This window comes from Morganella morganii H1r, from assembly GCF_000633515.1.
GTDB classification, from domain to species: Bacteria; Pseudomonadota; Gammaproteobacteria; order Enterobacterales; family Enterobacteriaceae; genus Morganella; species Morganella morganii_B.
Genome location: NZ_AYMP01000029.1, coordinates 137,261 through 157,835, shown reverse-complemented (window position 1 = coordinate 157,835; position 20,575 = coordinate 137,261). Strand labels below are relative to the sequence as shown.

At 49.9% G+C, this 20,575-nt stretch carries 21 protein-coding genes; 16 read left to right on the top strand and 5 right to left on the bottom strand.

Features of this window, described 5'->3' with window-relative positions; genetic code table 11:
* Positions 1-128 precede the first annotated feature (128 nt).
* The 3 genes from U868_RS0117325 (at position 129) to U868_RS0117315 (ending at position 2,651) form a co-directional block, all read left to right on the top strand.
* Positions 129-914, top strand: coding sequence for an endonuclease/exonuclease/phosphatase family protein (locus U868_RS0117325; RefSeq protein ID WP_025154399.1), 786 nt, complete (start codon positions 129-131; stop codon positions 912-914).
* A gap of 139 nt (positions 915-1,053) precedes the next feature.
* The gene (locus U868_RS0117320; RefSeq protein WP_025154398.1) at positions 1,054-2,241 is read left to right on the top strand and encodes an NAD(P)/FAD-dependent oxidoreductase; all 1,188 of its coding nucleotides are present in this window, start codon (positions 1,054-1,056) and stop codon (positions 2,239-2,241) included.
* Between the two features lie 14 nt (positions 2,242-2,255).
* Positions 2,256-2,651 carry a hypothetical protein gene (locus tag U868_RS0117315; protein WP_025154397.1) on the top strand — a complete coding sequence of 132 codons (396 nt, stop codon included), beginning with the start codon at positions 2,256-2,258 and terminating at the stop codon, positions 2,649-2,651.
* A gap of 70 nt (positions 2,652-2,721) precedes the next feature.
* On the opposite strand, the gene U868_RS0117310 is transcribed toward U868_RS0117315, so the two are convergent.
* Positions 2,722-4,083: an amino acid permease gene (locus U868_RS0117310; RefSeq protein WP_015422464.1), complete on the bottom strand. Its 1,362-nt coding sequence runs from the start codon at positions 4,081-4,083 to the stop codon at positions 2,722-2,724.
* A 149-nt stretch (positions 4,084-4,232) separates the two neighbouring features.
* Here U868_RS0117310 and queE point away from each other — a divergent pair, with 149 nt between their 5' ends.
* The gene (queE, locus tag U868_RS0117305; RefSeq protein WP_025154396.1) at positions 4,233-4,904 is read left to right on the top strand and encodes a 7-carboxy-7-deazaguanine synthase QueE; all 672 of its coding nucleotides are present in this window, start codon (positions 4,233-4,235) and stop codon (positions 4,902-4,904) included.
* Here queE and queD read toward each other — a convergent pair whose 3' ends face one another.
* Positions 4,905-5,267, bottom strand: a complete 363-nt coding sequence (queD, locus tag U868_RS0117300) for a 6-carboxytetrahydropterin synthase QueD (RefSeq protein WP_025154395.1) — start codon at positions 5,265-5,267, stop codon at positions 4,905-4,907.
* A gap of 198 nt (positions 5,268-5,465) precedes the next feature.
* Here queD and U868_RS0117295 point away from each other — a divergent pair, with 198 nt between their 5' ends.
* From U868_RS0117295 to truD, 5 genes are all read left to right on the top strand, one after another.
* The gene (locus U868_RS0117295; protein WP_025154394.1) at positions 5,466-7,244 is read left to right on the top strand and encodes a diflavin oxidoreductase; all 1,779 of its coding nucleotides are present in this window, start codon (positions 5,466-5,468) and stop codon (positions 7,242-7,244) included.
* Between the two features lie 81 nt (positions 7,245-7,325).
* Entirely contained in the window at positions 7,326-7,640 is a 315-nt protein-coding gene (gene ftsB, locus U868_RS0117290; RefSeq protein WP_025154393.1) for a cell division protein FtsB, read from the top strand.
* Between the two features lie 26 nt (positions 7,641-7,666).
* A complete protein-coding gene (gene ispD, locus U868_RS0117285) occupies positions 7,667-8,443 on the top strand; it encodes a 2-C-methyl-D-erythritol 4-phosphate cytidylyltransferase (protein WP_051583077.1) in 777 nt (258 codons plus the stop codon).
* Positions 8,443-8,922: a 2-C-methyl-D-erythritol 2,4-cyclodiphosphate synthase gene (gene ispF / locus U868_RS0117280; RefSeq protein ID WP_025154391.1), complete on the top strand. Its 480-nt coding sequence runs from the start codon at positions 8,443-8,445 to the stop codon at positions 8,920-8,922. Before ispD ends, ispF begins: the two co-directional genes overlap by 1 nt.
* Positions 8,919-9,965: a tRNA pseudouridine(13) synthase TruD gene (gene truD / locus U868_RS0117275; RefSeq protein ID WP_025154390.1), complete on the top strand. Its 1,047-nt coding sequence runs from the start codon at positions 8,919-8,921 to the stop codon at positions 9,963-9,965. The genes ispF and truD overlap by 4 nt, the downstream gene beginning before the upstream one ends.
* 64 nt (positions 9,966-10,029) lie before the next feature.
* Here truD and U868_RS0117270 read toward each other — a convergent pair whose 3' ends face one another.
* Positions 10,030-10,425: a DUF5329 domain-containing protein gene (locus U868_RS0117270; protein ID WP_025154389.1), complete on the bottom strand. Its 396-nt coding sequence runs from the start codon at positions 10,423-10,425 to the stop codon at positions 10,030-10,032.
* A 162-nt stretch (positions 10,426-10,587) separates the two neighbouring features.
* Between U868_RS0117270 and surE the strand changes: the two genes are divergently transcribed.
* The 4 genes from surE to rpoS all read left to right on the top strand — a co-directional run bounded on the left by surE (position 10,588) and on the right by rpoS (position 14,277).
* On the top strand, positions 10,588-11,349 hold the full coding sequence (gene surE / locus U868_RS0117265) for a 5'/3'-nucleotidase SurE (RefSeq protein WP_025154388.1): 762 nt from the start codon (positions 10,588-10,590) through the stop codon (positions 11,347-11,349).
* Entirely contained in the window at positions 11,346-11,972 is a 627-nt protein-coding gene (locus tag U868_RS0117260; protein ID WP_025154387.1) for a protein-L-isoaspartate(D-aspartate) O-methyltransferase, read from the top strand. The genes surE and U868_RS0117260 overlap by 4 nt, the downstream gene beginning before the upstream one ends.
* Positions 11,973-12,113: 141 nt before the next feature.
* Positions 12,114-13,235: a murein hydrolase activator NlpD gene (gene nlpD / locus U868_RS0117255; RefSeq protein ID WP_025154386.1), complete on the top strand. Its 1,122-nt coding sequence runs from the start codon at positions 12,114-12,116 to the stop codon at positions 13,233-13,235.
* A gap of 49 nt (positions 13,236-13,284) precedes the next feature.
* The gene (gene rpoS, locus U868_RS0117250; protein WP_025154385.1) at positions 13,285-14,277 is read left to right on the top strand and encodes an RNA polymerase sigma factor RpoS; all 993 of its coding nucleotides are present in this window, start codon (positions 13,285-13,287) and stop codon (positions 14,275-14,277) included.
* A gap of 91 nt (positions 14,278-14,368) precedes the next feature.
* Here the strand turns inward: rpoS and mutS are convergent, their stop codons facing one another.
* The gene (mutS, locus tag U868_RS0117245) at positions 14,369-16,930 is read right to left on the bottom strand and encodes a DNA mismatch repair protein MutS (protein ID WP_025154384.1); all 2,562 of its coding nucleotides are present in this window, start codon (positions 16,928-16,930) and stop codon (positions 14,369-14,371) included.
* A gap of 230 nt (positions 16,931-17,160) precedes the next feature.
* Here mutS and U868_RS0117240 point away from each other — a divergent pair, with 230 nt between their 5' ends.
* From U868_RS0117240 to U868_RS0117230, 3 genes are read left to right on the top strand one after another with little or no spacing between them, the layout of a single operon-like run.
* A complete protein-coding gene (locus tag U868_RS0117240) occupies positions 17,161-18,441 on the top strand; it encodes a tyrosine-type recombinase/integrase (protein WP_025154383.1) in 1,281 nt (426 codons plus the stop codon).
* A gap of 47 nt (positions 18,442-18,488) precedes the next feature.
* Entirely contained in the window at positions 18,489-19,313 is an 825-nt protein-coding gene (locus tag U868_RS0117235) for a GTPase domain-containing protein (protein WP_025154382.1), read from the top strand.
* Positions 19,306-19,962: a hypothetical protein gene (locus U868_RS0117230; RefSeq protein ID WP_025154381.1), complete on the top strand. Its 657-nt coding sequence runs from the start codon at positions 19,306-19,308 to the stop codon at positions 19,960-19,962. Before U868_RS0117235 ends, U868_RS0117230 begins: the two co-directional genes overlap by 8 nt.
* 67 nt (positions 19,963-20,029) lie before the next feature.
* Here U868_RS0117230 and U868_RS23730 read toward each other — a convergent pair whose 3' ends face one another.
* Positions 20,030-20,434 carry a hypothetical protein gene (locus U868_RS23730; RefSeq protein WP_025154380.1) on the bottom strand — a complete coding sequence of 135 codons (405 nt, stop codon included), beginning with the start codon at positions 20,432-20,434 and terminating at the stop codon, positions 20,030-20,032.
* Positions 20,435-20,575: the final 141 nt, after the last annotated feature.

Here is a 20,575-nt window from a genome sequence, read left to right as displayed (position 1 = left end):
GTGGCTTTTTTGCGTTTGGGGAAAAAGAAAAAATATTTTTCGCCTGAATACGTGTTCTGAACCGGATAGCATGAATCAAAGTTTGCTAAGATAGTGACGGACAGAAGCAAACAGTATCGGGGTCATCGTTGAAAGAGAGAAAAAACTGGTCTGTCCGGTATGTCGCAGGGCATCCGGCACGACAAATCCGTCCCATGTCAGCTGATATGCTGGGTAACGGATTACCGGTTGGTTTACCATTATCTGCACCGGAGCAAACTATCCGCGTTGTGGTCTGGAATATCTATAAGCAACAGCGTCCTGACTGGCGCAAAACCCTTGATCGTATTCTGCATGACACCCAACTTGTGCTGCTTCAGGAAGCGCAGCCTTCTCCTGAGCTGGTCAGCCTGGCCGGAAAACATCAGCTGGTTGCTGATCAGGTTCCCGCGCTGCATTTTCAGCAGCATCCTTCCGGTGTGATGACACTGGCAACCTCTCATCCAATCTATTGCTGCCCGTTGCAGCAGAAAGAACCCTTATTGCGTCTGCCGAAATCAGCATTAGTTACGGTATATCCACTGCCGGACGGACGCCAGCTGATGGTAATTAATGTCCATGCTATTAATTTCAGTTTTGGCGTGGATGTTTACCGGCGTCAATTGAATACGGTTGGCTCTCAGATCCGCTGCCATATCGGGCCGGTGATCCTCGGCGGTGATTTTAATGCCTGGAGCAGACAGCGAATGAATGCCCTGAAGCGTTTTGCCCGCGCTCAGGGGCTCAAAGAAGTGCTGTTTCCGCATGATATCCGTACCAAAGCATTTGGTCACCCGCTGGATTATCTGTTTTATCGCGGATTTAAACTGGTTTTATCGGACGTTATGCAGACAGATGCATCTGATCACCATCCTTTGATTGCAGAATTTCAATAATTCGGTTTGTATCAAAAAAAATATATAAATATAAATTATATAAACAGTAATGATTAACTAACTGCTATAGTTAACTCCGTGTTGATGTTGTGTGTGATTTATTTAATTTTAATGTTAAATAATTAACCGGAGAAATTAAATGCAGCGTATTGTTATTGTTGGCGGCGGCGCCGGCGGCACGATGGTCGCAAATATTCTGACCAGAAAGCTGTTAAATGATATTTATCAGAAGAAAGTGGAAGTTGTCCTGATTTCAGACAGTGAATGGCACTATTATAAACCTGCGTTTATGTATGTGGCTTTTAATCTGTATCTGAAGGAGGAATTACGGAAGTCACAACGCTCTCTGCTTCGCCCCGAAATTCAGTTTATTCATGATCGTGTCGAGCATTTCGATTTTGCATCACAGACGCTGCAGGGAAAAAGCGGCACCAAATACGGATATGACTATCTGGTGATCGCGACCGGCTGTCAGCCGAGACCGGATCGGATCTCCGGAATGAAAGAAGCCGCCGACCATTTCTATCAGTATCAACCTGCCCGCCAGCTGGCTGAAAAACTGGCGAAATTTGAAAAGGGCCGGATTTTTATCACCGTTTCTTTCCCGAATACCCCGAATGTTCCTCACCAGTGCGGTATCGCACCGATGGAAACCACGCTGATGCTGGATGATTATTTTCGTCAGCGCCGTGTCCGCCAGGATATCGAAATCGTTTATACCTACCCGACAGTATCTCAATTATTGCGTAACTGCCTGTTTATGCAGAAAGATGTTTGTGAAGTACTGCCGGCGATCTTTCAGGAGCGCAATATTCAGGCCCAGCGCGGTTTTACCCTGGAGCGAGTCTGCCCTGAAAAGAAAGTTGCCTATTCCAAAGAGGGGGAAGAGCAGCCGTTTGATCTGCTGATAGGTACGCCGCCGATTTCTGCGGTGGAGTCGGTACGCAATACCGGATTATCCGACGGCGACCCGGAAGAGGGCTGGCTGCCGACAGATCCGGAAACGTTGCAGGTATACGGGCTGAAAAACGTGTATGTTCTCGGGGATACTGTGGATCTGCCGATCAGTAAAGCCGCGGGCAGCTGTCATAACCAGTCAACTGTCGTGGTGGATAATATTATCGGCGAGATGCGTTTCGGCTATACCACCGCCATTTATGACGGACGGGTTCAGGCGGTCGCGCAGATGGGACTGAATGCGGGGATGCCGCTCCAGTATGATTATAAGCATGATGTGTTACCGACACCGGCGACAAAGCTGGGCGGCCTGCTGCGTACCGGTTTTAACCGCGGGCTGTACTGGTCAACCGTTCGCGGTCTGGTATAACGGAGGAAACTGCAATGTCTGCAACAGAACAGATGAATGAACAGACTGCTGCGCCACAGCCTGAATTATCCGCAGCGACAGCGGAAAAACTGGCGGTGTTAATGCAGCTTAACCGCTTTGATAATGTGATCGATCTGCTGTCGCTGGTCTCGGATCTGGTCGATATTATCGGCAAGAATGAGGTCAATAAACTGGCGGATAATGCGGAATCGGGTATCGCATTATTGTGGGAAAGCGGGCTGGCGCTGAACAAGGCCAAAATGGAAATGATGTACAGTGATGAAAAGTACAATTTCCGCAATACCTATAAATTACTGAAAGATCAGGACACGCTCAAAGGCATCAATATGGTGCTCAGAACGTTACAGATTATGGGCTCCCGTATTCAGCGCATCGACAGCGAACCCTGATACCGGACATAAAAAAAACCGGGTGTTGTATTCACCCGGTTTCGTGTTTTCAGAACAGTGAGCTGTCCGTCTATACCCGTTTTTTCACACCGGCAAAATAACCGACAGTCAGAATGACCACCCAGGCAATTCCCACCATCAGTGCCACACGTGTATCCGGGAAGTAACCCAGCAGCGCAATCACAAAGACCATAAAGGCGATGGTCAGAGCGGGTGCAACCGGCCACATCGGTACCGGGAATTTCAGGGTTTTGACCTCTTCCGGTTTCATCTTCCGGCGCATTGCCACTTGTGATAACAGGATCATCAGCCAGACCCAGACGGTCGCGAAGGTGGCGATGGAGGCGATAATAATGAAGATTTTTTCCGGGATCAGGTAGTTCAGAACCACACCGACCAGCAGAACCGCACTCATCACCAGAACTGTCATCCACGGCACACCGTTTTTAGTGAGCTTCATAAAGGATTTAGGCGCCTGACCTTCCTGTGCCATGCCGTACATCATCCGGCCTGCACCGAAGATATCACTGTTAATCGCAGATACTGCGGCAGTGATCACGACCAGGTTCAGAATATTGGCCGCGTAAGAGATATTCAGTTTCTCGAAAATCTGCACAAACGGGCTGCCGTTATGGCCGATCTGGTTCCACGGGAAGATACACATCAGAATAAACAGTGTCAGCACATAGAACAGCAGAATACGCAGCGGTACTGCGTTGATCGCTTTCGGAATGGTTTTTTCCGGGTTCTGTGCTTCACTGGCGGTGATGCCGATAACTTCAATACCGCCAAAGGCGAACATCACAATGGCCAGTGAGGCTATCACCCCGCTTATTCCGTTCGGCATAAAGCCGCCGAATTCCCATAAGTTACTGATACCGGTAGGATGTGCGGTTTCCTGGCCGAAGCCGAACAGCATAATCGCCGCACCGCCGACAATCATGGCGATAATCGCGGTCACTTTGACAATCGAGAGCCAGAACTCCATTTCCCCGAATATCTTTACGTGACATAAATTCAGCGCGCCAATGAAACAGACAATGCCCAGTACCCAGATCCACTGATCGACATCCGGGAACCAGAGCTTCATATAGAAGCCGAAGGCGGTGACGTCCGCGAGACAGACAATCAGCATTTCAAAAACATAGTTCCAGCCGGTGAGAAACCCGGCAAGCGGCCCCATATAATGGCTGGCATATTGTGAAAATGAACCCGGTACCGGATGGTGGACTGCCATTTCGCCCAGCGCACGCATCACCATAAAGACTGCCGCACCCCCGATAAGGTAGGCCAGCAGAACAGCAGGACCCGCCTGCTCAATAGAGGCTGCCGAGCCGTAAAACAGGCCGGTGCCTATCGCCGATCCGAGAGCCATAAAGCGGATGTGCCGCCCTGTAAGCCCCCGTCGTAGCGCCGTATTATTTTCTTTCATGTATTTAATCCTGTCGCTGTCGTGATGAGCAGCGTTTTTACTGATGTGAAACGCGGTCAGAGTCAACCCGGTACTTTAACATAAAGAGTCATGCTGACGGGATAATTATCTGCAATAATACGGTTCTGAACGTAAGGAACAGATGAGTGATGCAATACCCTATTAACGAAATCTTTCAGACATTGCAGGGCGAAGGGGTTTTTACCGGCGTTCCGGCAATTTTTGTCCGCTTGCAGCGCTGTCCGGTCGGGTGCAGCTGGTGCGATACCAAACATACCTGGGAACAGCTGCCGGAAAAAAACTGTTCAGCAGAAGACATGATGAATAAAACAGAGGAGGACGACCGCTGGGCCTCTCTGGATGCAGACGGCATTATTATGCAGTTTGAGGCGAAAGGTTATACGGCCCGCCATGTGGTGATCACCGGCGGTGAACCGTGTTTATATGATTTGCGGCCGCTGACGGCAGCGCTGGAAGCGCGGGGTTATCAGTGCCAGATTGAAACCAGCGGCACACAGCCGGTGCAGTGCAGTGAGAAAACCTGGGTGACAGTATCCCCGAAAGTGAATATGCGCGGGGGTTATGATGTACTGACGCCTTCACTGCGGCGGGCTGATGAGGTGAAACATCCGGTCGGGCGGCAGCGGGATATCGACGAACTGGATTTACTGCTGGCAAAACTGCCGGGGGATAAGCAGCCGGTGGTGGCATTGCAGCCGATCAGCCAGAAACCGGCAGCCACCGCACTCTGTATTGAGACCTGCATCGCGCGCAACTGGCGTTTCTCGATGCAGACTCATAAATATCTTAATATTGCCTGATTATTCGCCGCGGTAAACACAGCCTGCGGTACAGGTCTCTTTGACCAGCACGGCACTCAGCATTGGCAGCAGCGGTTTGGTCTGCTGCCAGATCCACTGTGCCAGCACTTCACTGGTCGGATTTTCCAGCCCCGGGATCTCATTGAGATAGTGATGATCCAGACGGTCATAAATCGGTTTAAACGCCTGTTTGACCTCAGCAAAGTCGATCAGCCAGCCGGTATGCGCATCCACTTCACCACTCAGCTCCAGACGGACAAGAAAGGAATGCCCGTGCAGACGCCCGCATTTATGGCCTTCCGGGACATGCGGCAGGCGGTGGGCGGCTTCAAACTGCAACTCTTTAAAAATCGTGGTGGTCATAACTCTCTCCGGATAATGACGGTATGGCGTAATAAAAGCGTCATTTTACGCAATATTCAGTGAAAATGTTACCAAAAAACAGTAAAGTGACGAATAAATAACAGAAGTATCCGGCTATTTTTTATCGACAACACCGGTGCTTTTCTCTATGTTGGAGCGTCAGAATAATAACGGATACACTCATTTACCGGGTTTACTATGACATCGCCGACCACAATCTCTCCGCTTGCCGCGCCTGACTGGCAGTACCTGCAACCCTTACTTGATACACTGACACCGCAACAGCTGAACTGGTTATCGGCCTGGTGCCGGGAACGGGCAGCGGCAGCGCCGTCTGCGGCAGAACGGGAACCGGCAGATATTCTGCTGATCGCCGCGTCCCAGACCGGTAACGCCCGGCGTGTGGCGGAATCCCTGCGGGATCAACTGTTCAGTGCACAGCGGGCGGTGCGTCTGGTAAATGCCGGGGATCTCTCTCTTTCCGGATTTCCGGAATCACCGCTGGTGGTACTTATCTGTGCGACCACCGGGGATGGTGATGCGCCGGAAGAAGCCCTGCCGCTGTTTCATTTCCTTCATTCTGTTCAGGCACCTTTGCTGACAGAAACCCGTTATGCGGTGCTGGCGCTGGGCAACCGGGCGTATCCGCAGTTTTGTCAGGCCGGAAAGAATTTTGATAACCGCCTGCATGCCCTGGGGGCACGGCGGATCCTGCCGCGTGCCGAGGCGGACAGTGATTATAAGGCCACTGCAGATAGCTGGATCTCTCAGCTGATCCCTGAGCTGCTGAATCTGACACCCCCGGCAGATGCGGAGAAGCTCAGCCGTTTTGCTCACAATGCCGTGGTGCAGATTGATTCACAGCCGCACCGGCGTGACAAACCACAGTCTGCGGTTTTGCGCCGCGCTGTGCGCCTGACCGCACCGGAGTCGGAAAAGCATGTCTGTCAGATTGTCCTGGATATCGGCGGCACCGGTTTGCGGTATCAGACCGGTGATGCGCTGGGGGTGTATCCGGAAAACAGCCCGGAGCTGGTCAGCGAACTGCTGGGACTGCTCTGGTTCGACGGTACTGAGCGCGTCATGCTGAAAGGAAAATCGTATTCGCTGCGTGACGCCCTGCTGACGCAGTGTGAGCTGACCATCAACAGTGCGCCGGTTGTGGCGGCTTACGCCCGCCTCAGTCACGCGCCGGAACTGCTGGACATGATTGCGGATCCGCAGCAGCTGACAGCGTATGCACAGCGCAGACCGGTGGCGGATATGGTTCGTGAGTTTGCGGTGCAGACCTCCGCACAAGCCTGGGTGGATTGCCTGCCGCCGCTGATGCCGCGCCTTTACTCTATCTCCTCGTCGCCGCTGGTCTCGCCGGATGAGGTGCATCTGACTGCCGGGGTGGTGGAATACCAGACGGACGGGCGCTCCCGCTACGGTGCGGCAACCCGTTATCTGACACACCAGTTACAGCCCGGGGATACGGTTGCCTGTTTTATTGAGCATAATGATCACTTTCGCCTGCCGGATGACCCGGAAAAACCGGTGATTATGATAGGACCCGGTACCGGTATCGCACCGTTCCGTGCTTTTCTTCAGCAGCGTGCGGCTCAGCAATCCGGCGGAAAAAACTGGCTGATTACCGGCAATCCGCATGAAAAAAGCGATTTTCTGTATGAGACAGAACTGACAGATTTTGTGCGCCGGGGTGTTCTCACGCAACTGACAACCGCCTGGTCGCGGGATCAGCCGCAGAAAGTGTATGTGCAGGATAAGCTCTCTGAAATGCGGGAAACCGTCTGGCGCTGGCTGGAGCAGGGCGCGTACGTTTATGTGTGCGGGGATGCCTTCCGGATGGCAAAAGACACGGATACCGCATTACTGGATATTATCCGCAGTGAAGGGGCGATGTCCGCAGAAGAGGCTCAGGTTTTTCTGAACGGATTACGGACAGCGAAACGTTATCAGCGGGATGTTTACTGATCTTCTGTCTGAATAACGGACGGAACAGTAGCATCTGCGCCGATCTTATGGGAAGATTAGCCGATCTTTTCGGGGGCGGTGATGGGCAAACTGACGCTATTACTTTTAGTTATTCTGGGCTGGCTGCAATATTCATTGTGGTTAGGGAAAAACGGTATTCACGACTATGTACAGGTCAGTGAAGATGTTGCTGCATCAGAACAGGTAAATGCGAAGCTCAAAGCCCGTAACGAACAGTTATTTGCTGAGATCGGCGATCTGAATGACGGGCTTGAGGCTATCGAAGAGCGCGGTCGCAGTGAATTAGGCATGATCAAGCCCGGTGAAAGCTTTTACCGTATCCTGTCCGAAAAACGGACACAGCAAAACGCGCAGTCACAAAGTCGCAGTAACTAACCGCTATGACACTACTTTCTTCCGCAATGACCGGTGCACAACCGGTACCGGACTTATCCGGTATTTCTGATGATGCTCCGGTTACAGCGCTGATCCCGGCTGCCGGTACCGGTACCCGTATGCAGTGCGAATGCCCCAAGCAATACCTGACAATTGCCGGAAAAACCATTCTGGAACATACCCTCGCTATTCTGCTGGAACACCCGCGCATCACACAGGTGGTGGTGGCGCTGCATCCTCAGGATACGGTGTTCAGTACACTACCGGTGGCACGTCACCCGCGTATCCGGACAGTCACCGGCGGTGGTGAGCGGGCGGATTCTGTTCTGGCGGGTCTCGATTATCTGGCGGAGCATACCCCGGAAAACAGCTGGGTGCTGGTGCATGATGCCGCGCGTCCTTGTCTGCAACTTGCGGATCTGAACCGGCTGCTGGCCGTGATGTCAGACACACAGACAGATAACCGCGTGCAGGGGGCGATTCTGGCCTCGCCGGTACGCGATACCATGAAGCGGGGTGTGGCATCTGCCGGGTATACCGGTATTGATCATACCGTTGAGCGCACACAGTTGTGGCATGCCCTGACCCCGCAATTTTTCCCGCTTCATCTGCTGCGTACCTGTCTGCAGCAGGCGCTGTCCCGGCAGGCAGTGATCACCGATGAAGCCTCCGCGCTGGAATTTTGCGGCTATCAGCCTCTGCTGGTGTCCGGCCGCGCGGATAATATTAAAGTCACACAGCCGGAAGATCTCGCACTTGCCGGGTTCTACCTGTCCAATAACAATAAGGAACAGACAACATGATGAGAATAGGACACGGTTTTGATGTTCATGCCTTCGGCGGCGAAGGCCCGATTGTGATTGCGGGCGTCCGCATTCCTTACGAACAGGGATTACTGGCGCATTCTGACGGCGATGTCGCCCTGCATGCGGCCACCGATGCATTGCTGGGTGCGGCAGCGCTCGGGGATATCGGCAAACTATTCCCGGATACTGATCCTGCCTATAAAGGTGCGGACAGCCGTGTCCTGCTGCGTGAGGCATTCCGCCGTATTCAGGAAAAAGGCTACAGACTGGGCAACCTGGATGTCACCATTATTGCCCAGGCACCGAAAATGCTGCCGCATATCCCGCAGATGCGGGTGAATCTGGCGGAAGATTTGCAGTGTCATATGGATGATATCAATGTGAAAGCCACTACCACCGAGAAACTGGGTTTCACCGGCCGCAAAGAAGGGATCGCCTGTGAGGCGGTGGCGCTGCTTGTGAAGGTTGAAGCATGAGTCTCCCTGTCAGCTATTTCCACGGTAAACCGGCGGCCACCGGGGTGCTGAAAGCACAGCCGGAAGATTTTCTGGTGCAGGAAGATCTGGGTTTTGAACCGGACGGCGACGGTGAACATGTGATGGTCCGTATCCGTAAAACAGGCTGTAACACGCGGTTTGTGGCGGAAGAACTGGCGAAATTCGTGAAAATCGCCGCCCGTGCTGTCAGCTACGCCGGGCTGAAAGATCGTCATGCGGTCACCGAACAGTGGTTTTGTCTGCAGATGCCGGGAAAAGAAACACCCGATTTCACACAGATGCAGATTGAAGGCTGCGAAGTGCTGGCAGTTAACCGCCAGAAACGCAAATTGCGGATCGGTGCGCTGAAAGGCAACCAATTTACTATTGTGCTGCGCCGGATCAGCGATCGTGCCGCGACAGAACAGCGTTTACAGCAGATTGCACAATCCGGGGTACCGAATTATTTCGGTGAGCAGCGTTTCGGGCGCAATGGCCAGAACCTGCATTTCGCACAGCGCTGGGCTGACGGTGAAATCAGTGTAAAAGATCGCAGCAAACGCGGTTTTTATCTTTCTGCCGCCCGCAGTGCCATGTTTAACGCAGTAGCGGATGCCCGTCTGACACAACATCTTCAGGCAACCGTATTACAGGGTGATGCGGTACAACTCGCCGGTCGCGGCAGCTGGTTTGCGGCTCAGGCGGATGAACTGGCGGATGTGCAGCAGCGGCTGGATAACCGTGAACTGCGTATTACAGCGCCATTGCCGGGCAGGGGGGATTTGGGCTCTCAGGATGCCGCACTGGCCTTTGAAAACGAACAACTGGTGCCATGGCATTCTCTGTGGCAGCTGGCGGCGAAAGAGGGGGCGGATAATGCCCGGCGTGCGCTGATGCTGTATCCGGAACATTTCGCATCTGAATGGATGGATGATGAAACCGTCCGTTTATCCTTTTTCCTGCCGGCCGGCAGTTTCGCCACCAGTGTTATCCGCGAAATTATTGAGCTGGAAGCGGATCAGGCCGCAGAATTCAGTGAATAATCCACTGACTGATTAACATAAAGAAGGGGCGGAATAATTTCCGCCCCTTCTTTTATTCCGTTTTTTATTTAGCTTTTGCTGCGGTAGCTTTGTCTGTTTCTGCCAGTAACGCTGTCAGATAAATTTTTGCATCCACCGGATCTTTGCCCGGCAGTTTCACCTGATACGGTTTACCGCTGACGGAGGAGCCGGATGCCACTTTATCCACAAACTGCTCTGCGGTGCTCAGGCGTTTTTTCGTTTTGCTTAATTTCAGGCGCAGATGCGATTCCGCGTCGGCGGCATTATGCTCACTGCTGTTACGGATAAAAATCAGCTGTTCCTGCTTCCCGGCGGCAGTCAGCAGGTTCTCCACTCGGGTCTCTTCCTGAGGTGACAGCGCAAATGCCTCTGAGACCAGAAGCAGTCCGGCAGCCAGTGCGGTGAACAGGGTTGCGGTAATTCGCCGGCAGATAGCCATGCAGAAATCCTTTCGGTGATAAATAATAGCAGTATCATGCAGGTGAATATGAAAAAAGCAATCAGACTAAATCTGTTATAACCCTTTTTTATCGCGGCTAACTTGATAAAATAGTTTTTTGACGTGATAAATGAGCTGCTGCTGACAAAAAAGGATACCGTTGTGCTGAGAATTCTGGTGAGTAATGATGACGGCGTCAGTGCGCCGGGGATCCGGACATTATCTGAGGCGCTGCGGCGTACTTACCATGTGCAGGTGGTTGCGCCTGATCGCAACCGCAGCGGGGCATCCAACGCGCTGACACTTGATCGCCCGCTGCGTACGGTGGTTCATGAGAACGGCGATATTGCGCTGGTGGAAGGCACACCGACGGATTGCGTTTATATCGGCGCTAATCTGCTGATGCGCCCGCGTCCGGAGATTGTGGTTTCCGGCATTAACTGCGGCCCGAACCTCGGGGATGATGTGATTTATTCCGGTACGGTTGCGGCGGCAATGGAAGGTCGTCACCTGGGATTACCGGCGATTGCGGTCTCCCTGAACGGCGAAACGTATTATGATACGGCGGCAGAAATTACCTGTCGTCTGCTGACCATGTTACAGCAGGTACCGCTGCGGGCCGGTAATATTCTGAACGTGAATGTCCCGGATATCCCGCTCAGTGAGATAAAAGGAATGAAAGTGACCCGCTGCGGAACCCGCCGGGCACCGGATGTGGTTTATACACAGATGGATCCGAAAGGGAATCCGCTGTACTGGCTCGGTCCTCCGGGGGAAAAACTGGACACCGGCCCGGATACCGATTTTGCGGCGGTGGATGCAGGCTATGTCTCCGTCACGCCGTTGCATGTTGATCTGACCGCCTACAGTGTGCAGGACAAATTAGAAGACTGGTTACAAAAAGCAGGGGTGATACAGGAATGATCCGCCGGGTGGTACAGGATCTGATTACACAGTTACGTCAAGCCGGGATCCGCGATGAACGTCTGTTACAGGCGATGGCGGCTGTCCCGCGGGAGAATTTTGTCGATGAGGCGCTGACACACAAAGCTTACGACAACACCGCACTGCCGATTGGCTGCGGGCAGACTATCTCCCAGCCGTTTATGGTGGCGAAAATGACGGAACTGCTGGAACCGGCTCCGCAGGCGCATGTGCTGGAGATTGGCACCGGATCCGGCTATCAGACGGCGATCCTTGCACACCTTGCGGCGCATGTTTACTCTGTTGAGCGGGTGAAAGGGTTACAATGGCATGCCAAACGCCGTTTTAAACAGCTTGATTTGCATAATATTTCCACCCGTCACGGTGACGGCTGGGAGGGCTGGCCGTCCCGTGGTCCGTTTGACGGCATTATTGTCACCGCTGCCGCCAGCGATATCCCTCCCGCACTGCTCAGTCAGCTGGCGGATAACGGCCGGATGGTGATACCGGTGGGGGAACAGCAGCAGATGCTCAAGCTGATCCGCCGCCGGGGCAATGACTTTCATACCCAATCGATCGGAACTGTCCGGTTTGTTCCCCTGGTTCACGGGGATCTGGGATAAAAATGGCTATTTTGGTAACAAGACTTTTTCATTTCGCTTAGTATCTGTTTTAATAATACAATCCTGCCATGCGGTCTGCGGCTGCGTGGTGACTTTCTGATTGTCCGTTTTCGCACTATTTCCAGTTTCGGGAGAAGGAATATGAACTCAAGAAACCCTATGAAAACAATACGATGGGTTGCAATTGGGTCACTGATGAGCACAGTTCTGGCCGGGTGCTCAACGCCGTATCATGCCGCACCAATCAGCAGTGTGGAAGAGAGCAGCAGTGCACCGGTAATGACAGCAGGTAATGATAATAACAACTCATCTGTGTCGACACCGATGCCGGTACGTCCTCAGCTCAGTTCTGCCAATAACACACAACCGGTCAGCGGGAGTGTGCAGCAGCCGCGTTCTGCCGGGGTGCAGACCAGCAACAGTGGCCGGATTCAGTATAACCGTAATTATGATGCGATCCCGAAAGGCAGTTACAACGGAAATACCTATACGGTTCAGCGCGGCGATACCTTATTTTACATTGCCTATATCTCAGGATCTGACTTCCGTGAACTGGCAGCACAGAATAATATTCCTGAACCGTACAGCCTGAACGAAGGGCAGGTGATCCGGTTAAGCAATGGCGGTGGTAATACCATTGCACCGGTCAGCAGCGGAACTCAGGTCGCGACAAATAGGAATACTCCGCAAAACAGGGTGGTTGATTCTCAACCAACTAATGCGTATTCTGAATCAGCAGGCGCTAAACCGGCCGGCGGTAAGATGCTCTCATCTCAGGTCACCGCACAGGCAAAAGCGAATAACGGTACTGCTGCTGCGACAGCAGCAACAACGGCTGCCGTTACCGCACCGGCAACAACAACCAGCGCGCCTGCCGCCGTAAATAGTGGTTCCTTTAAATGGGGCTGGCCAGCGGAAGGCAAAGTCATTTCCAACTACACAGGACCTACCAGCGGTAACCGGGGTATTGATATCGGTGGTACACGTGGACAGCCTGTTTTTGCTTCAGCGCCGGGTAAAGTGGTGTATACCGGTAACGCGTTACGCGGCTACGGCAATCTGGTCATCATCAAGCACAACGATGATTTCCTGACAGCCTACGCGCATAACGATTCCATCCTGGTTAAAGATCAGCAGGACGTCGCAGCTGGTCAGAAAATTGCCACGATGGGCAGCAGCGGAACCACATCTGTCAGATTACATTTTGAAATTCGTTACAAGGGAAAATCAGTCAACCCGCTGCAGTACTTACCGCAGCGATAAACGGCAGAACAGCTTGTTCTGCCTGAATTATCGGGGTAGGAGCAAGCTGATGAGCCGTAATCCACTGAACGCTAACGAGTTATACGACGAAGATTTTGCCGCCGGGCAGAATGAAGATGAAGAGCTGTTTGATGAGAAACAGCTGGCAGAGGAAAGTGAATCTGACGATCCCGGCCCGGACATTGAGTTCGTGCAGAGTGTCAGCCAGCGTGTCCTGGATGCTACTCAGCTTTATCTTGGTGAGATAGGCTTTTCACCGCTGCTCAGCGCAGAAGAAGAAGTTTTTTTTGCACGGCGCGCCCTGCGGGGTGATACCGCAGCGCGCCAGCGTATGATTGAAAGTAACCTCCGTCTGGTGGTTAAAATTTCCCGCCGCTACAGTAACCGGGGGCTGGCGCTGCTTGATCTGATCGAAGAGGGTAACCTCGGGCTGATCCGCGCGGTGGAGAAATTTGACCCCGAGAAAGGCTTCCGTTTTTCTACCTATGCCACATGGTGGATCCGTCAGACGATTGAACGGGCTATCATGAACCAGACCCGCACCATCCGTCTTCCGATTCATATTGTCAAAGAACTGAATGTTTATCTGCGTACCGCCCGTGAACTGGCACAAAAGCTGGATCATGAGCCGACAGCGGAAGAAATTGCTGAACAGCTGGATAAACCGGTAGATGATGTCAGCCGTATGCTGCGTCTGAATGAGCGCATCACCTCAGTGGATGTCCCGGTGGGTGCGGATTCAGACAAAGCACTGCTGGATATTCTGTCTGATGAAAATGATGTCACACCGGAAAACCGGCTGCAGGATAACAACATGCAGCAGAGCATTGTGAAATGGCTGTATGAACTGAATCCGAAGCAGCGGGAAGTACTGGCGCGCCGTTTTGGTTTGCTCGGCTATGAGGCGGAAACGCTGGAAGATGTCGGACGTGAGATTGGTCTGACCCGCGAACGTGTGCGGCAGATTCAGGTGGAAGGTTTACGCCGCCTGAAAGATATCCTGCATAACCACGGGTTATGTGAGAATTCACTGTTTAACTGAGTGATCAGTAAAACTGCGTTCTCAGAGCAGTTATAAATATTATTCATGCAAAAGGGGGGAATTTATTCCCCCCTTTTCTTTTGTCCGGCTGTCAGAGCATCTCTTTCAGGCGGTAGAGCCAGTCCAGCGCCTGACGCGGTGTCAGTGAATCAGGGTTAATCCCCGCCAGTGCATCCAGTGCCGGTGCTGCTTCCTCCGGCGCATCCAGCAGATTCATTTGCGGTGTTTCCACATGACTGGCCGTCGCATTCAGTGACAGTGATTCCAGCTCGCGCAGCTTCTGCTTCGCGCGTTTAATCACATCACGCGGCACCCCGGCGAGCAGTGCAACCGCAAGGCCGTAACTTTTGCTGGCTGCGCCATCCTGTACACTGTGCATAAAGGCGATAGTATCACCGTGCTCGACCGCATCCAGATGGATATTGGCCACGCCTTCCAGTTTCTCCGGCAGTGTGGTCAGCTCGAAATAGTGGGTGGCGAACAGTGTCAGTGCTTTGATACGGTTTGCCAGGCTTTCCGCACAGGCCCAGGCCAGCGATAAACCATCATAGGTAGATGTGCCGCGCCCGATTTCATCCATCAGTACCAGACTCTGTTCCGTGGCGTTATGCAGGATATTGGCGGTTTCGGTCATTTCCACCATAAAGGTGGAGCGGCCGGACGCCAGATCATCCGATGCCCCGACACGGGTGAAAATCCGATCGACCGGGCCGATAACTGCTTTTTCTGCCGGCACAAAGCTGCCGATATACGCAAGCAGTGCGATAAGCGCTGTCTGCCGCATATAGGTACTCTTACCGCCCATATTCGGGCCGGTGATAATCAGCAGGCGGCGCTGTGGTGACATTGCCAGCGGGTTAGCGATAAACGGCTCTGTCAGCACATGTTCGACAACCGGGTGGCGACCGCCGGTGATCTGAATACCGACTTTATCCGTCAGTTGCGGACAGGTGTAATTGAGCGTTTCCGCGCGTTCAGCCAGGTTGGTGAGCACATCCAGTTCCGCCAGGGTGTCTGAACTGCGCTGAAGCGCTTCCAGATGCGGCAGCAGCAGATCAAACAGCTCATCATAAAGGGCTTTTTCAATCGCCAGTGCTTTGCTCTTGGAGGTCAGAACTTTATCTTCATACTCTTTCAGTTCCGGAATGATGTAGCGCTCGGCATTTTTCAGGGTCTGGCGGCGGACGTAATGGATCGGCACCAGGTGGCTTTGCCCGCGGCTGACCTGAATATAGTAACCGTGGACACCATTAAACCCGACTTTCAGTGTATCGATACCGAGTTTTTCCCGTTCGCGGATTTCCAGTTTGTCGAGATAATCACTGGCGCCGTCCGCGAGAGCACGCCACTCATCCAGCTCTTCATTGTAGCCGGGGGCAATGACACCGCCGTCACGCACCAGTACCGGCGGCGTTTCAACAACGGCCCGCTCCAGCAGAGCCTGTAATTCATCAAACTGTCCGATACGCTGTTGCAGTGTCTGAATATACGGATCAGATACCGCGCTCAGCTGAGCCTGAATATCGGGATACTGTGAAAAAGCATGGCGCATCCGCGCCAGATCACGCGGGCGGGCGGTACGCAGCGCCAGGCGCGCCAGCACCCGTTCGAGATCGCCAATCTGACGCAGAACCGGCTGTAAATCCGGGCTGATTGTCATCAGCGCGGCAATCGCCTGCTGGCGGCTGGCGAGCACCGCTCTGTCACGCAGGGGGGAGTGCAGCCAGCGTTTGAGCATCCGGCTGCCCATCGGGGTCACGCACAGATCCAGTACGGAGGAGAGGGTATTTTCGGTGCCGCCGCTGAGGTTCTGGGTAATTTCCAGATTGCGGCGCGTGGCCGCATCCAGAATCACATTTTCCTGAAGATTTTCCAGGGTCACACTGCGGATATGCGGCAGTGAGGTGCGCTGGGTATCTTTAACATATTGCAGCAGACACCCTGCGGCCTGTAAGGCCAGCGGGGCATTTTCCACGCCGAAGCCGTGCAAATCCCGGGTGCCGAACTGTAATGTCAGCTGCTGGCGGGCGGTTTCCAGTTCAAATTCCCACAACGGACGGCGGCGCAGCCCTTTCTGATTCTGAATAATGGCGAAATCTGCCATATCTTCCGGATAGAGCAGTTCCGCCGGACGGGTACGCTGCAATTCCGCCGCCATCGCGTCTTTATCCTCTAACTGGAGGATACGGAAACGGCCGGATGTGATATCCAGAGTCGCGTAACCAAACCCGCGCGCATCCTGCCAGACCGCAGCGAGCAGGTTATCCTGGCGCTCCTGTAACAGGGCTTCGTCACTGACCGTTCCCGGTGTGACGATACGGATCACCTTGCGTTCCACCGGGCCTTTACTGGTGGCCGGATCGCCGATTTGCTCACAGATGGCAACCGATTCCCCGAGCTGAACCAGTTTTGCCAGGTATCCTTCAACCGCATGGTGCGGGACACCGGCCATCGGGATCGGCTGACCGGCGGTCTGACCGCGTTTGGTCAGTGAAATATCCAGTAACTGTGCAGCCCGTTTGGCATCATCAAAGAACAGCTCATAGAAGTCACCCATCCGGTAAAACATCAGAATATCCGGATGTTGTGCCTTGAGCCGGAAGTACTGCTGCATCATTGGTGTGTGAGATTCTAAATTTTGGCTGTCAGTCATGGGGTTATCTATATTAACTTATTGAATTAACTTGATTCTGTGTTTTTTTATTGTCTCATAAGATCTCATTATATCTTATAAAATATCACAGAATCCCATATATAAGTGTAGGTTAAAGTATAGGTTGTTGGTGGTGATATGGTATAATGGGCATAACAAAAATGGCAACCTACACTTTTCACTAAAAATCTTTAATTATCTTATAGTCAGCGCTAAACAAGGTAACACTTATGAGCCAAAAGCAGCCAGCAAAACCTTTATCAACGAAAGCCATTGAGGCAATGAAACCTGCCAGTAAAGATAGGTCTGATACAGGTGAAAATACAGGTTTACGTGTATTTTGTGGCGCAACAGGCATTAAGACATTTTTCTACCGTTATAGTAGCCCAGTTACACACAAACTTGTACAGCTAAAGATCGGTAATTTTCCTCAAATTTCACTGAGTGAGGCGAGAGTTAAGTTACAAGAGTTGAAACAGTTACGTCAATTAGGTCGATGCCCTGTCACTGAGCTAAAAGAAGAAAAGCAATATAAAAAACAAGAACAACTCCAGCCGCAAAAAAAACAGTTAACAGTAAAAGAACTTGTTGAACTATACTTAGTTGAACGGATTGAAGATCGTAAAGGCAAAGACGGTAAAATTATTTCTGGCTCAAGAAAGAAGAAAGGGCAAAAGGAAGTTCGTCGCATGCTTGAAGCCGATGCTGTTCGTGTTTTAGGTGAGCTTATGGCGCATGAAGTGATCCGAAAAGATGTGATAGAACTCGTGCGTGAAATTGATAGGCGAGGCGCTAAGGTTCAAGCGGGTAATGTATTACGTGAACTGTCGGCAGCCTATGAGTTTGCAATCGGCCTAGAGTATTTCGAAGATAATTTCGCTAACCCTGCTTTATTGGCGAAATCGAGCTTGCAGCAAGCTAAGTTTAAACTAACCAGTAATAAAGGTACTCGTTATCTAGATGATAATGAACTCAAGAAATTTCTAGCGTGGTTGCCTAGTTCTGCTTACACCAATGTTGTGAAAAATGTTTTCCGTCTGACGCTTTGGACAGGCTGCCGAACTGGTGAAGTGTGCGCAATGGCTTGGGATGATGTGGATCTTGAAAAAGGGACTATTCATCTGAAAGAAACTAAGACAGGAATTAAGCGTTACGTTCAATTGCCTCATCAAGCAATCACTTACTTGAAATCAATGCGCATGAACTCCGATAAATACCTTTTTCCATCTCAAGTAACAAAGTTACCCATTCAGCAAAAGTATTTAACAGAATGTGCATGGCGTTTACGCAAAGAAGGCAAGATGCTAGATATCCCTGATTGGTCACCTCATGATTTACGCCGTACAGTGCGTACAGGCTTGGCTAAACTCGGTTGCCCTAATGAAGTGGGCGAAGCGATACTTGGACATTCACGTAGCGGTATCGCAGGAACCTATGATTTATACAGTTATGAGAGTGAATGCAAGGTGTGGTTACAGAAATGGGCGGATTGGATAGACAATCAGTGTTAAAATTTATTAGAATGTAGACATAGATTATTAATATAAGAGCCCAAATTTTGATTAAAATAAGTAGTAAAAATGCTAATGAGTCAAAGCTTTACACTATTTTATTATTGATACTAGCTATTTTAGGAGTGTTATTAGCGTTTATTAGTGATGATGTAAAAAAGTTTTTTATGGAGAACTTTTTATGGACAGCTTTAACTGTACTAATATTAGGAGGAGCAGTTTTTTTTAATGCTCATTATTCACTAACTTTAAAAATTGTCAAAAGAAAAGATTACGACAAAGAGTACTCAGTTAAGGATCTAGATAAAATTAAGGGTAAACACCCTATAGTTGCTATCATCGGTCTTTCTGAAGTAGGGAAAACAACACTATTAGATTTGATTTTACATAAAAAAAATAAAAATGAAAGGACTCAAAGTGTTTATGGAAAATTAGAAAATTATAAAGGACGTAGTTATTATTTCTATGATATGAAAGGTGAGAGTCATATACAAATTAGTCAGGTATTAGAAAGAGCCGACTGCGCTTTATTTTTATTAGATCATAACTTAGGCGGTGTTGATGAGAATATTAATGATAGCAGAATAAGTTCAAGTAATAGTTTGATAAATAGTCTTTATTCTACACGTGAAAATAAACATGTCATTCCGACATTGTTTATTTTAAATAAATGTGATTTATGGGGTGGAAAATGTGAATTAAAAGATTTATATAAGGATGAAATGGTTAATTGGGATAAGTGGTTTCAGTTTAAGTCTGAATGTGTTTGCTTCTCTACAAAAATGGAAGCTAACAATTTGAATTTAACTGTAAATAAAATTTACTCGATTGATGATATCTTATTGTTTATAGAGAAAAATACAAATGTATAAAAAATTTTTTAAACCATTAGAGTTAAATAATATACCGTTTAACTTTTCTTTGACGTTCTCTGTAGATGGGAAAGATACCCTTTGTATTTACAATGATAGAGTTTTTGCTTTAAAATCATATGGTTATATTATTTCAGGTGAAGAAGGAACGATGATGGAAAAAGGATTTTTTCCTAATTTTAGTAGACTATTTTTCGAGCCTAAAGCAGATGATAATTTAAATTATATTGATTCTAGGAATACATATGAAGATCTAATACAAGATGGAGCTAGGAAATCTCGTATTTATTTTTCATGGGAGGGTGTTTGTGATCCTCAAGGTATAAAATTAATGAAAGAAAAATTTTTTAATAATGAAAAGGTCATTTATTTTGATTTCATTAAATGGTTAAATGTACAAAGAATAATATCCACTAAGGAACGAGACTCTCTTCATAATCATGGAGACATATTAGTAGAGGATCTGTATGATGTGAATGATCGTATTGAAAGAGATCTTGAAGAAAGGATTTCAATATTGGTATATCAGGGAGTAAAAAGGACTAATTATTTTAAAAGTAAAATTAAGAAGTTTAGGTTAAGTATATTCACATTAACTTTCATCTATATTATGGTGATTTCATATACTGTTTTTTATAAATTGTTATGATACATTGTTAAGTAAGGTGGTAACCATATCTAAAATATTTATATTTGGTGTTGTGTTTTGTAAAATATTATAGCTTATTAATATACGCGAATTGACTTTTCCAATAAATTAAATATCGCAAATAATCCCCTCCGTCCTCTTGTAGCCCATACACCAACGGTTTCATGCTTTTATGAGGTAAATCAGGCCACTCACCAATCCCTTTTGGTTGATGAATATTTTCTTCACTTAGGCTTTCCCATCCTGCTTCATTCGGTACCCATAAACCTTGCCATTCTTCTTGTGCTATTCGAGGTAGCTTCCAACAGGGCTGATAGCTAATGCGCCCATATTGTCGTAACACGTCCAATGGGGTTTCAGGGCGCAGCGTGGCAAGAAAACGGTAAGAACTGGCGTTGTTGCGAAGTGTATCCTGATAAATATCATCGCTGTGCGTATCAATCAGGTATTCAAACGGTGAGACAGATTTCAATATATTGGCTGTACCACCTTCAATCTCGATTTCTTCAACTCAGACTACAATACGTTGCCAGACGATAGCCTGAATCAAACAACGGTATTCCAGTGATTGAGTATCCAGCGGTGATTCAGTGAATAATGGGGTTTGGCTGTC

Coding starts and splice junctions, on each gene's coding strand:
- U868_RS0117320 (WP_025154398.1), top strand. CDS start 1,054: ATGCAGCGTATTGTTATTGTTGGCGGCGGCGCCGGCGGCACGATGGTC.
- U868_RS0117315 (WP_025154397.1), top strand. CDS start 2,256: ATGTCTGCAACAGAACAGATGAATGAACAGACTGCTGCGCCACAGCCT.
- U868_RS0117310 (WP_015422464.1), bottom strand. CDS start 4,083: ATGAAAGAAAATAATACGGCGCTACGACGGGGGCTTACAGGGCGGCAC.
- queE (WP_025154396.1), top strand. CDS start 4,233: ATGCAATACCCTATTAACGAAATCTTTCAGACATTGCAGGGCGAAGGG.
- queD (WP_025154395.1), bottom strand. CDS start 5,267: ATGACCACCACGATTTTTAAAGAGTTGCAGTTTGAAGCCGCCCACCGC.
- U868_RS0117295 (WP_025154394.1), top strand. CDS start 5,466: ATGACATCGCCGACCACAATCTCTCCGCTTGCCGCGCCTGACTGGCAG.
- ftsB (WP_025154393.1), top strand. CDS start 7,326: ATGGGCAAACTGACGCTATTACTTTTAGTTATTCTGGGCTGGCTGCAA.
- ispD (WP_051583077.1), top strand. CDS start 7,667: ATGACCGGTGCACAACCGGTACCGGACTTATCCGGTATTTCTGATGAT.
- ispF (WP_025154391.1), top strand. CDS start 8,443: ATGAGAATAGGACACGGTTTTGATGTTCATGCCTTCGGCGGCGAAGGC.
- truD (WP_025154390.1), top strand. CDS start 8,919: ATGAGTCTCCCTGTCAGCTATTTCCACGGTAAACCGGCGGCCACCGGG.
- U868_RS0117270 (WP_025154389.1), bottom strand. CDS start 10,425: ATGGCTATCTGCCGGCGAATTACCGCAACCCTGTTCACCGCACTGGCT.
- U868_RS0117260 (WP_025154387.1), top strand. CDS start 11,346: ATGATCCGCCGGGTGGTACAGGATCTGATTACACAGTTACGTCAAGCC.
- nlpD (WP_025154386.1), top strand. CDS start 12,114: ATGAACTCAAGAAACCCTATGAAAACAATACGATGGGTTGCAATTGGG.
- rpoS (WP_025154385.1), top strand. CDS start 13,285: ATGAGCCGTAATCCACTGAACGCTAACGAGTTATACGACGAAGATTTT.
- mutS (WP_025154384.1), bottom strand. CDS start 16,930: ATGACTGACAGCCAAAATTTAGAATCTCACACACCAATGATGCAGCAG.
- U868_RS0117240 (WP_025154383.1), top strand. CDS start 17,161: ATGAGCCAAAAGCAGCCAGCAAAACCTTTATCAACGAAAGCCATTGAG.
- U868_RS0117230 (WP_025154381.1), top strand. CDS start 19,306: ATGTATAAAAAATTTTTTAAACCATTAGAGTTAAATAATATACCGTTT.